General features: G+C 41.8%; 10 protein-coding genes. 4 read left to right on the forward strand and 6 right to left on the reverse strand.

The genetic code is table 11. The annotated features are described in order from the left end of the window. The first annotated feature begins 35 nt into the window (after positions 1 to 35). The gene (locus JMX63_RS02200) at positions 36 to 1,922 is read left to right on the forward strand and encodes a monovalent cation:proton antiporter-2 (CPA2) family protein (protein WP_201570616.1); all 1,887 of its coding nucleotides are present in this window, start codon (positions 36 to 38) and stop codon (positions 1,920 to 1,922) included. A 58-nt stretch (positions 1,923 to 1,980) separates the two neighbouring features. Here the strand turns inward: JMX63_RS02200 and JMX63_RS02205 are convergent, their stop codons facing one another. Next, on the reverse strand, positions 1,981 to 2,910 hold the full coding sequence (locus JMX63_RS02205) for a DUF2628 domain-containing protein (protein ID WP_201570618.1): 930 nt from the start codon (positions 2,908 to 2,910) through the stop codon (positions 1,981 to 1,983). A 201-nt stretch (positions 2,911 to 3,111) separates the two neighbouring features. On the opposite strand from JMX63_RS02205, the gene trmB reads away from it, so the two are divergent. The 3 genes from trmB (at position 3,112) to JMX63_RS02220 (ending at position 7,192) form a co-directional block, all read left to right on the forward strand. Next, positions 3,112 to 3,951: a tRNA (guanosine(46)-N7)-methyltransferase TrmB gene (gene trmB, locus JMX63_RS02210; RefSeq protein WP_201570620.1), complete on the forward strand. Its 840-nt coding sequence runs from the start codon at positions 3,112 to 3,114 to the stop codon at positions 3,949 to 3,951. 1,056 nt (positions 3,952 to 5,007) lie between these two features. After that, a complete protein-coding gene (gene recA, locus JMX63_RS02215; protein ID WP_101205782.1) occupies positions 5,008 to 6,060 on the forward strand; it encodes a recombinase RecA in 1,053 nt (350 codons plus the stop codon). 40 nt (positions 6,061 to 6,100) lie between these two features. Beyond that, positions 6,101 to 7,192 (forward strand): regulatory protein RecX, encoded by a 1,092-nt coding sequence (locus tag JMX63_RS02220; RefSeq protein ID WP_201570622.1) that lies wholly within the window; start codon positions 6,101 to 6,103, stop codon positions 7,190 to 7,192. 16 nt (positions 7,193 to 7,208) lie between these two features. Here the strand turns inward: JMX63_RS02220 and JMX63_RS02225 are convergent, their stop codons facing one another. From JMX63_RS02225 to folP, 5 genes are all read right to left on the reverse strand, one after another. After that, positions 7,209 to 8,666 carry an anion permease gene (locus JMX63_RS02225; protein WP_102091889.1) on the reverse strand — a complete coding sequence of 486 codons (1,458 nt, stop codon included), beginning with the start codon at positions 8,664 to 8,666 and terminating at the stop codon, positions 7,209 to 7,211. Positions 8,667 to 8,982: 316 nt separating this feature from the next. Then, positions 8,983 to 9,696, reverse strand: a complete 714-nt coding sequence (locus tag JMX63_RS02230; protein ID WP_201570624.1) for a YidB family protein — start codon at positions 9,694 to 9,696, stop codon at positions 8,983 to 8,985. Positions 9,697 to 9,937: 241 nt separating this feature from the next. After that, positions 9,938 to 10,396: a hypothetical protein gene (locus JMX63_RS02235; protein WP_201570626.1), complete on the reverse strand. Its 459-nt coding sequence runs from the start codon at positions 10,394 to 10,396 to the stop codon at positions 9,938 to 9,940. Positions 10,397 to 10,448: 52 nt separating this feature from the next. Next, the gene (locus tag JMX63_RS02240; RefSeq protein WP_057761419.1) at positions 10,449 to 10,730 is read right to left on the reverse strand and encodes an FAD assembly factor SdhE; all 282 of its coding nucleotides are present in this window, start codon (positions 10,728 to 10,730) and stop codon (positions 10,449 to 10,451) included. A gap of 126 nt (positions 10,731 to 10,856) precedes the next feature. Continuing rightward, positions 10,857 to 11,750, reverse strand: a complete 894-nt coding sequence (folP, locus tag JMX63_RS02245; RefSeq protein WP_201570628.1) for a dihydropteroate synthase — start codon at positions 11,748 to 11,750, stop codon at positions 10,857 to 10,859. Positions 11,751 to 11,757: the final 7 nt, after the last annotated feature.

The raw sequence follows: 11,757 nt of genomic DNA on the forward strand, positions 1-11,757 counted from the left end.
ATTGTATATTTTATTCAAATTTTTAAGGAGCCCAGATGTTTGCTGCCGCCGCCGGCTCACCAAATCTCATGTTGCAAGCCACTATATTTTTGGGAGCAGCATTGCTCTTTGTCCCTCTTGGTAAACGCTTCGGCATTGCAACGGTTTTAGGCTATCTCATCACTGGACTCATATTGGGCCCAAGTGGCTTGGATGTAGCAGGCGACGCTGAAAGTCTATTACACTTTTCAGAGTTTGGCGTGGTCATGCTGCTGTTCATTATCGGGCTTGAGCTCCAACCTTCCCGGCTCTGGGCATTGCGCCGCTCTATATTTGTATTGGGCGGTTTGCAGGTCGGTTTGACTGGTACGCTACTGATGTGGCTATTGCATCAGTTTTTCTCCTTACAACTAGATACTGCCTTTATTGTTGGTTTTGGTTTAGCCCTGTCTTCTACCGCGTTTGTACTACAGATACTGACTGAAAAACAGCAGCTTTCAAGCACGCATGGTCGAGAAGCCTTCACTATCTTATTATTCCAAGATATTGCGGTCATTCCATTGTTAGCAGTCATTCCATTTTTATCAGGGGTGCGTGAACAAAGCTACGACTTGATTTATTTTGGTAAGGTATTTGCTGTCTTTGCCGGTCTGATTTTTGCCAGCCGTTATGTGGTTCGACCCTTCTTTAAATTTGTGGCTTCCAGTGGTGCGTCAGAACTACTGACAGCGGTCGCGCTATTTATCGTGATGGGCGTGTCTATTTTGATGGGTCAAATCGGTCTATCAATGGCATTAGGTGCATTTTTGACAGGTGTGTTGCTCGCTGATTCTGAGTATCGTCACGAATTAGAAGCCAGTATCGAACCTTTTAAAGGATTGCTGTTAGGTCTATTCTTTATGTCGGTCGGTATGCTTACCGACGTCAAACTCATTTTGGCAGAGCCCATCTTTATTATTGGCTGCGCGCTCGCCTTGATGTTTATCAAGTTTGCGGTGATTGCAGGTATTGCAAAAGTATCGGGCAATCGCTGGCCGACGAGTATCAGATTGGGTGTGACTCTAGCTCAAGGTGGTGAGTTTGCCTTTGTCCTATTCAGTGTCGCCACTGCTCAAAACGTCTTGCGTCCCGAACTTGCCAATACTCTTAACCTAGTCGTTACCATCTCGATGGCGCTGACACCTCTGGCATTCTTATTGTTAGAAAAAGTGGGTGAGCCGCTATTTGCCGAGAGCAAACCGAGCCGCGAATACGATACCATTCCCGATCATGAGCATCAGGTCATTATTGCAGGCTTCGGCCGCGTCGGTCAGATTATTGGCCGTGTACTGCGCATGCATAATATCGAATTTACCGCTATCGAACGCTCTGCAAACCGAGTAGATTTCGTAAGAAAATTCGGTAACCAAGTCTATTATGGCGACCCAAAGAACCCTGAGATTTTAAGAGCGGCAGGTATTCAAAAAGCGCGGGTGTTTATTCTGGCTATCGATGACTTAGAGCGTTCTATCACCACCGCCCAGTATTTACGCAAAAATTATCCTGAACTGATTGTATTGGCAAGAGCGCGCGATCGTCAGCACTATTATCGTTTACGTGAGGTTGGTGTGCGGCACATCTGGCGTGAGACTTATTTGTCATCTTTGGACATGTCACGCGAATCACTACAGCTGTTAGGTATTTCTCCAGAAAAAGCACGAGAAACAGTAAAAACATTCCGTGATTATGATGATGACTTGATCGAACGTCAACAAGCTATCTACGATGATGAAGCTAGCATGATTGAATCCGCGCAATCATCAATGGCTGAGCTCGAAAGCTTGTTTGATGAAGATATTGGTAAAGCACGTAAAATGGATTTGACCGACTTTTATGAGGCGTTAAAAAGCCAAGCAACACCAGTTGAGGAAAAGGATGATACTGCAACGGATTCTAAGCATTAACCCTAAGCCGTGGCTCTCAGCACTACCAACCCCTACAAACACTCGTGAAATACAGCCCCTAATCAGCTATGCAGTTTTTAGGGGCTTGTTTTTTATTCAGTGAGCTGGTGCAATCCCAGTTATCATTGTCTGGTATATGATAAAAGACCAGCGTCTGCTCATTTAAATAGCGTAACGGAAACGTCACGTTCTGAATCGTTGCCACTACCGCACAGTCAGTTTCTAGCACGCCAGCGGCCTGAGTATCGACATGCATGCGTATCTGCTGCTGCTCGGTACTCAGGGGCAGATTTACTGGGCACTGCCCTGTCTGCTGATAAATCAACGCCACTCGGTTTTGAGCATTCTTTGCAATATCATAAGCGTCAAACAATACTTCATTTGCTTTTGGCTTGGCAATAATCGGTAAAAACTGCACCTTAATCACCAATAGCGAAAACGCAAAAAAACCAAACCCTAATGCTAATCCAAATAAGCTAACACGGCCCTCTCTTTGCAGATGCGCTTTCTGTGCTGCCTCATCTTGCGGATAGTCATTTATCGCATCAGCGATCTCACGCCTTGCCATTCGGTAGTAATACGCATCCGTCCAACGTGCCACCATAAACGACCAAAACAGCCAAATAACAGCAGCAATACCGATACGTATTGCCATCTGATAAGCATCTGGTACATAGGACATCGCTATAAATTCAAAGGCGACTAGCACCAACGCGACATTAAGCTGAATAAAAGACCACCCTGCGACACTATAGACAATCGCATCCATATAGCGCTTGCGATATAGCAACCAAGGAAAAGTGATAAAAAACGCAGCCCAATGCCATTTTGGCGACAGATAACCTTGCTGATCAAACTGCTCAAAACGTTTAAGGTAATAACGCTGGCTACGGTTACCGATGAACCACTTGTCTAACTGCTTACGTTTAGCAGGTGTTAACGACTCTTGATAAAATGGTGGCGGTGAATCTGTCTCGATAAATAACATGGCAACACGCTCTACTTACTGACTCTTAGAAAAAGCATTTAAAAGATACCATTATATGATAATGCCAAAACCCGTGTGTAACATAGAGAAACCATAGCACCGATCAGCAAATACGCGAAAATAGGATTGTCCGTTCACAGTTGTATGGATTTGACTTATAATAAGCAAACATCACCCACCTAATTAAGCCTTACGAATCCTATGAGTCAACATTCTGATATCAATGACAACGTCAATAGTACCGATACTACTGATGAGCAAACCCTTAATAGCACAAGCGAGCCTATCGATATCGATAACAGCACTAGCCAAGAGATAGAACCGACCTCTGACAAGCATATCCGCATCGTCAATACATTTATGAAGCGCCGTACGCACATGAACAAAAATGCTGAGCTTGCACTAACTGCTCCAGAATTTTCTGAGTATTTGGTCAACAACAGTTTTGGTGATGGCGATCTTACCGGTATTGATAACCTACGTACGTTATTCGCCGATAGCCCTAACGGCCCAGATGCGCCGCTTACGGTAGAGATTGGTTTTGGCTTGGGCGATTCGTTTATTGAAATGGTGGCCGCTGACCCTACTCGTAATTTTGTCGGTGTAGAAGTGCATGAGCCTGGTATTGGTAAATGTGCGTATATGGCTGGCACCCAAGATTTGAGCAACGTAAAAATCATCAACGGTGATGCCATTCAATTGCTCAAGCAGCTACCAGAAAACCATATCGACCGTATTCAGCTATACTTCCCTGATCCATGGCAAAAGAAGCGTCACTATAAGCGTCGTTTTGTCAGTCCTGAACGTATGACCATCGTTACGCGCAGCTTAAAACAAGGCGGCTGGTTCCATACAGCAACTGACTGGGAGCATTATGCATTTTGGATGGTTGAAGTATTGGATGGTTTCGCTGGATTGACCAACAAAGCAGGTACAGGTAATTTCACTGAGCGTCCTGACTTTCGTCCAATGACCAAGTTTGAGCGTCGTGGCCTCGACCGTGGGCATGGTGTGTGGGATTTGATCTATATCAAAGACTGATTAATACAGCTTTACTTTTAAATGTTTTGACAAAGCGGCTATCTGATGTAGCCGCTTTTTTGTGGCCTTCTATAGGCTGTAGAAAATATCTCTAAAAATACTAGACATCCTATACATAACTATGTCTGCTGATATCTTAGCTGTATATCTTGAGTCATACTCCTGACTTTTAATACCTATAGTATGATTATGCATAAAAAAAGATAAATTTATAATTTGTGAAACATAGCGCTCATAGCGTTGTTTGTAGAAAAAATTGCTCCTATAAAGTGATTAAAAACGAGATATAGAACCCGTTCCCAACACTAATAATCTACGTAAACTTATGTATTATAAGGCTTTACAGAGTTCTCCCCATAAGCTGTGGATAACCCTGTGTATAAGTCACCACTTGACAAGTTTATAGCTAAGCAACTTAAAGGATAAGGTAAAATCGTTCATTTTTTGTACAATTTATAAATCATTTAAAATCAAATACTTATATTAAATTCACACACATAAAAAATTATTTTAAATAATTTCTAAAATAATTCAATTATTCATAATGTTTCACAATTAGCGAAAATAAGCCTTTTATTTGTTGTGGACAACTCCTAAATCTATTGACAAGCATAGTCATTATCAGGTTCAAAACAACAACGACCTATCGCATTATTTCCGTAGATTTTAGCCGCATACCATACGACAGATAGTGTCGTCTAGCATCCCTCAACGCTCATTATAGTGCCTTGCTTTTGTTATAATTACCTTATCAAATCAACAGTGTTAAAAAGTTGAGTCAAGTAATTAGCACGTCAAGGCTGACTAAAAACAACGATAACGACAGTGTATTACGGACTTATTTTTACTTCTCTCGCTATTTAATTTTACTGTATAGTAGAACGATACCTTCGATACTACTACCTATACCAGTCACGTGACAACCTATTTTTCGATAAAACAGCCAAACAATAATTGCCGACTTCATAACAGTCAGTATGCGTTTGCCAAAGGTTTCAACAGTACCAATATTTTATTTATAGCATCAACTTAACTACCGGAAACAAGGAATCCAATATGGACGACAATAAAGCCAAAGCCCTCAAAGCGGCATTAGGTCAAATCGAAAAGCAATTTGGTAAAAACACCATCATGCATCTAGGCGATGACTCGGCCATTATGGATGTCGACGTGGTCTCTACAGGCTCTCTAGGATTAGACATTGCGCTTGGCATTGGTGGTCTACCAAAAGGCCGTATCGTTGAAATTTACGGCCCAGAAAGCTCAGGTAAGACAACGATGACTCTGCAAGCTATTGCAGAATGTCAAAAGCAAGGCGGTACCTGTGCCTTTATCGATGCCGAGCATGCGCTTGACCCTGTCTATGCTCGCAAGCTTGGGGTAAATACTGATGACTTATTGCTCTCGCAGCCTGACAATGGCGAGCAAGCACTTGAAATCACCGATATGTTGGTACGCTCAGGCGCGATCGACATGATCGTAATTGACTCAGTGGCTGCTTTGACGCCACGAGCTGAGATTGAAGGCGAAATGGGTGACTCGCACATGGGTCTGCAAGCACGTCTGATGAGCCAAGCCCTACGTAAAATCACTGGTAACGCCAAACGCTCTAACTGTATGGTGGTGTTTATTAACCAAATCCGTATGAAAATTGGTGTTATGTTCGGTAGCCCTGAGACCACAACTGGTGGTAACGCGCTGAAATTCTACGCTTCTGTACGTATGGATATCCGCCGCATTGGTGCGGTCAAAAATGGTGATGAAATCATTGGTAACCAGACCCGTGTTAAAGTTATCAAAAATAAAATGGCACCACCTTTCCGCCAAGCTGAGTTCGAAATCACTTACGGTGAAGGTACTAACCACTTAGCCGAAGTCATTGATTTAGGCGTTGAGATTGGAGCGGTTGGTAAAGCAGGATCTTGGTACAGCTATGGCGACGAAAAAATTGGTCAAGGTAAAGCCAACTCTGTGCTTTTCTTAAAAGAGAATCCTGCCATTGCTCAAGAAATCGAAGACAAGATACGTGACGAAAAGCTTGGTACGAAAAAAAATAGTAAAGCCGACGAAACTGAAGAAGCAGAACAGGCTTCTGAACCTGTACAATAATGGTTTAACGATTAACCGTTGTCAGTCACTATGATTCATTATGAAAATTAAAACCTTAGCTGAAATTCTAGCTGAGTCGGCACCCGACTCAGCTAGTTCTGTTGATAATAAACCAAAAAAACAGTCCAAAGATTCTCATACGAAAGAGCCTAAAAAACGAGAGAAACCTAGTAAACGGGCTATTCGTTCAAGTAAAGATGATTCAGTCACGAATGACGCTACTATTGATACAGCGTTCTTTGAAGACTCCTCTCCTAAGTCAAAGAAAACTTCTAAATCTAAAAAACGTAAAAAGCGTTTTCATCCAGCGGCCAATTTTACCGCTGAGCCTAGTGACGCCCCTACATATCAACCACCTGAAGCACAAACCATTAAAGAGATGCTGGCAGAAGTCAAACTCGACATTCATAATGACGAAATTAGTGATGGTTTGACAACTGGTTCTAGTGATAGCACTGAGCCACTATCCAAAAACTCAGAAAATGAAGCTGAGCTTTTTGCTATCAATGGTAGTGAAACAGACAGCCAAAACGATAACATACCAGCCGCGCTCAAAGCTTACTTACGAACCCCTGAACAAAAACAAGCAGAAATCGATGCGATCAAAGCAGAAAGTCGATTGCGTTGGCTCGCATTTTATTATTTATCACGCCGTGAATACGGTAAGGCTGAGCTAAAGCAAAAGCTGATCGACAAAGAACAAGACCCAGAGAAAATTGATGCCCTGCTCGATGAGTTTGAAGAAAAAGGTTATCAAAGTGATTACCGCACTACCCTAATGCTGATACGTGAGAATATTCGTAAAGGCCGTGGACGTGGTCGGATCAAACAAGAATTCTATCGTAAGAAAATTGCTATACCAGGTAACATCGATGAGCTAATCGATATGGCAAATACTGAGTCTGATGAATTTAGTGAGTTTGTAGATGATGATGCAGACAACCTAGTTGATGGTGTAGATTGGCTGAAACTGGCGGTGACAGCACGTACCAAAAAGTATGGTAATGACATACCAGTTGAGCAAAAAGAAAAAGCTAAGCAGTTACGATTTTTGCAATATAGAGGGTTTAACACCGATATCTGCTTTGCTGCGCTCAACTATACATTAGAAACATTAGATGCACGCTTTTAGCGAATGCTTTTTAAATTTAGTAATAACCGAGTACTTTCCACCAAATGAGGCCAGCACCTATCCAAATGACTAAATTAACCACGCTCATAATCGCCCCAATGGCCCACCACTCTTTTAACGTCACATAACCAGAGTTAAAAATTACAGGCGCAGTACCAGTCGCATAATGCGTAAGCGTCATCATGATATTACCCGCTGCGGCCAAGATTAGCGCATATAACATCGGCGGTGCCCCTAACGTCAGGCCAACTGCATAGAATGCTGCAAATAGTGCGGTAATATGAGCGGTGGTACTAGCAAAGAAATAATGTATGTATAAATAAACTAAGGTCAAAATAGTTGCTGCACCTACCCAACCTACCCCAGTTGTTCCAATGAGAGACTCAATATTGCCTGCGAACCAGCTAATTAGACCAAGTTTGTTTAGATAAGCTGCCATCATAATCAGGGCACCAAACCAAACGATAGTATCCCATGCAGACTTCTCTTTGAGAATATCATCCCAAGTCAGCACACCAGTCAATATCAGTGTCGTCAAGCCAACAAAGGCCGTGGTAGTAGCATCAACACTATATTGTTCACCCAAAATCAACGCAGGAATATTCGCCCACAGTACTAACATAAGAGCAAATACACCGAACATTATTTTTTCGTGAATACTGATTTGACCCATCTCTGTCAAATTATCTTTTGCAAAGTTTTTGGCATCAGGCGTTGCTTTAACATCAGGAGGATAAATCATATAAATGATCAATGGCATGACGATTAAACAAAGCATCCCGGGTATAAACATGGCTACTGCCCACGTTGTCCATGATAACTGAATATCACCACCTGTGGCTTTATTCACCAGCTCGACAACTAAAGGGTTAGGAGCCGTAGCAGTGATAAACATACCAGAAGTAATAGGATTAGCGTGGTAATTCACCATCGCTAAGTAACGCCCAATTTTGTTTTGAGTACCCTCTTCTGGTGTCGAATGAAAACTCTGCGCAATGGATTTCATAATAGGATGAATAATACCGCCACCACGTGCCGTATTAGAAGGGGTAATAGGTGCGACCATTAGCTCAGCAGCGGCCAAGGAATAAGCCACGCCAATGGTTTTTTTACCAAAGATAGAAATGAAATAATAAGCAATACGTCGACCTAAACCTGTCTTTATCAATCCACGCGATATCATAACTGCAATACCAATGAGCCAAATCAGAGGGCTTGAATAGCTTGATAATGCATCGCTAATGGCTTGCTTCGGATTATCATTTGTGACACCGGTCAGTGCCACTAGAGTCACAGCAATAATAGCAATGGCACCAATGGGCAGTACCTTACCTATGATAGCAACAATAGTCGCGATGAATAGTGCCAACATATGCCACGCTTCTGGTGTGACACCCGTCGGTACTGGGATAACAAACCAAATTAATAAACCGACTAAAATAGCAACAGCTGCTTGAACGGGCTTGAATGGCATAAGTAATAATCCTTATGAAATCATTAGGCGATTAAAAGATGGTACCTTTAATTCAATGCTTTTAAGACGATAAAGCTATAGCTACAACCTGAGTGCTTGTCTTAGCTATTTTATAGGACTTATAGAATCCTTACGTTATTGTTTACTATTTTTAACATATATATTTAGATTATAAGTTTAATAAATAATAAAAATTTGTTAGATACGATATTTACTTTTAATTAATAAAAAAAATAGTCCATCTATTGATGGACCATTTTCTATTGTGTTTTCATTGATATGACTAATTCTGTAAATAGTGATTTTTTATAAAAAACTATTTAAAATTACCAAGACGGCTAGATAGCTGGCTAATGATTTGATCTATCTCTTCATTGGCTTCAGACTCATTATCCAGATTACCATTAGGGGTTAGCTGATTCATTACCTCAGGTAACAGCTCAGCAAGTCCCTGTCTTACCTCAGTTTCATTAGCACCAGTATGAGCGGCCACTTGCTGAATTTCATTTTCGTCAAACAAACGGTTAATTTCATTTGGATCTAAATTATCGTTTGCTTCGTTATTACTCATCCAAGAGCGCGCTTGACCTTCATAGCCCATACCAGTGATTTTCGACAATGCCCCGCTCAAACCACCATTACGTTTGATCCAGCTAAGTACCATAGGCATCAATGCAGCAACGAGCATACCTTTACCACCGAACCCACTATTAGTACGCTGACCACCTAATACACTACCTAAAATATCACCTAGTCCGCCAGCACCTGAACTCATACCACCGCGCTGACTACCGCCCGTGAGACCACCAATGATGTCATCTAAGCCAAAACCATTATCTGCTTGACGACTATTTTGTTGAGGGCTATAACCACCTACCTGACTGCCACCGCCCAACACACTACCTAAGATATCACCTAGTCCACCAGTCTGCCGTGTTTCAGTACGTTGGTTAACTGGATTGCGCTGAGCGTCGTCTGGATTCATTGCACTACGTGCCACTTGGCTCACTAAATTCCCTAATAAGCTCATTATCTATTCCTCTTTTTATCGTATTGTTTAGTACAAAAATACTGCTAAAATTTATAAAACCTCATATCTGCCTACATGTTCTTTAATAACAGGACAGCAGACTTATGAGTTTTATTTTCTATTTTTAATATAACAGATTTTAATATAACAAACCTCTTTGTCCTTTGAGATAGCTATTTTGTTATGACGTGTAGGGTTTTCTCATCGTAAAAGGAAAAACTTAAGCTCCATAAATACTTAGTTATCTAGCATTACCCTTACTGATATTGGTTAAAATATTTAATTGTCGCCATTGCTCAGAATTTACTTGGTCGCGGAATATAGTAGTCGAAAACGATCTTTGATAAGGCTCAACGATATTGAACTCCATACTCATCGCCCACTGGTAGCAATTTATATCGATTAACTCTGCTTGCCATAACTCATCGCCGCGTCCCGTTCGTATCAGTAATTGCCATTCTTTATCGACACGCTGACTGAGCAATGGCTGACTAATATGTAATAGTATCGGTCTCGATATAATCAGATAACTTGCAACTGCTGCCGAGACTATTAAGATTAGTAAATACTGCCACAAAGTCAAAGATGCAAACCATGCCAATATCATCATAACGCCAGTCAAGCCTACATATAGCAGCGCGCGTAAATAACTGGCAGGCTTGATAGCTGTATCAATACGTAGCGAGGTTACTGGCGTCATATAAGCGTACCATGGGAAACGTTAGATATTGTACTGACCCGTTCCTTAAGACCTAAACCAAGTCTTTGGTGTGGCGCCATGTTTTTATCTTATTGACCAACGCCCAGATGTCGTCCTCTTCTGGACGATTTTGATTGGTAAAATAGTCTAGCAAGTCTGGGTCTTCATGAGTGAGCATTTCTGCAAAGGTTGCTTGTTCAGTAGCATCTGCTGTCAGATACAGCTCCTTGACGTAAGGATCAATATAAAAATCCAATTCTTTTAATCCGCGGCGAGCTTGATAAATGATACGGCGCTGTTCATTGGTTGGTTCTGGCTGAGTGGTACTTGTCATAGGTTTACTCTTATTAATTGAGATAGTTTTATCGGTTTAGATAGTTTAAAAATGGACGTTAAGCATAGCGTATAGAATATTTATAGTCTTGAAATCTCACTATGCATTCGGACATGTAGAATGAGTTTAACAACGATATGCTGACAGTTGACGCCATAAGGCCACTGCTTGCTGCATCATCGCCACATTATGCGTACGAATAATACTTGCGCCTTGTTGTAAGGCAAATAGCCCAGCTGCCGTTCCTGCCGAATCACGCTCTACCGCTTGCGTCGTACTCACAGCTTCAGCTCCACTTTTGGTCAATACTTCTGCTAAAAAACGCTTGCGAGAAATGCCAAACATTATCGGCAGCTCTAATGTCTGTAAGCTGCTCAGCTGACTTAATAATGCGCAGTGATGCTCATAGTTCTTAGCAAAACCAAAACCTGGGTCGATAATGATATTACTTTGTTTGACGCCGATGCTGACTACTTCGTTAATACGGTCAATCAGCTCCGTACGCACCTCATCAATCACATCATCATACTGTGCCAGACTATTCATTGTCGTTGGCTCACCGCGCATATGCATTATCATAACAGGTATATTAAGCTTAGCCGCCAGCTCTGCCGCACCAGTACGTTTCAATGCTCGTACATCGTTCCAAATGTCAGCACCTTCATTAAACGCTGCCTGCATGACTTCAGGGCTGCTAGTATCAATCGATAACCAAATAGCATCACCACAATGCTGACGAATGGCTCTAACCACTGGTACAACTCGTTGTATCTCATCATCAGTCGCCACAGTTTGCGCATTTGGACGAGTAGATTCACCACCGATATCGATAATAGTAGCACCTTCATTTATCATCTGCTGACAGTGCGCAACGGCTTTATCTATTGCGTTAAACTGCCCACCATCTGAAAACGAATCTGGCGTTACATTCAAGATGCCCATGATATGTGGCTGTGACAAATCTAAGGTCTTATCACGGCTAGACACTTGGTAGTTGGATAAAGGTTGGAATAATGACATGAATAAT

Origin of the sequence: Psychrobacter nivimaris, from assembly GCF_904846365.1 — a bacterium.
GTDB lineage: Bacteria > Pseudomonadota > Gammaproteobacteria > Pseudomonadales > Moraxellaceae > Psychrobacter > Psychrobacter nivimaris_B.

Excerpts from the sequence above, each read along its gene's own strand:
- JMX63_RS02225 (WP_102091889.1), bottom strand. The coding sequence starts at position 8,666 with ATGCCATTCAAGCCCGTTCAAGCAGCTGTTGCTATTTTAGTCGGTTTA.
- trmB (WP_201570620.1), top strand. The coding sequence starts at position 3,112 with ATGAGTCAACATTCTGATATCAATGACAACGTCAATAGTACCGATACT.
- JMX63_RS02230 (WP_201570624.1), bottom strand. The coding sequence starts at position 9,696 with ATGAGCTTATTAGGGAATTTAGTGAGCCAAGTGGCACGTAGTGCAATG.
- JMX63_RS02240 (WP_057761419.1), bottom strand. The coding sequence starts at position 10,730 with ATGACAAGTACCACTCAGCCAGAACCAACCAATGAACAGCGCCGTATC.
- JMX63_RS02220 (WP_201570622.1), top strand. The coding sequence starts at position 6,101 with ATGAAAATTAAAACCTTAGCTGAAATTCTAGCTGAGTCGGCACCCGAC.
- JMX63_RS02235 (WP_201570626.1), bottom strand. The coding sequence starts at position 10,396 with ATGACGCCAGTAACCTCGCTACGTATTGATACAGCTATCAAGCCTGCC.
- JMX63_RS02205 (WP_201570618.1), bottom strand. The coding sequence starts at position 2,910 with ATGTTATTTATCGAGACAGATTCACCGCCACCATTTTATCAAGAGTCG.
- recA (WP_101205782.1), top strand. The coding sequence starts at position 5,008 with ATGGACGACAATAAAGCCAAAGCCCTCAAAGCGGCATTAGGTCAAATC.
- JMX63_RS02200 (WP_201570616.1), top strand. The coding sequence starts at position 36 with ATGTTTGCTGCCGCCGCCGGCTCACCAAATCTCATGTTGCAAGCCACT.
- folP (WP_201570628.1), bottom strand. The coding sequence starts at position 11,750 with ATGTCATTATTCCAACCTTTATCCAACTACCAAGTGTCTAGCCGTGAT.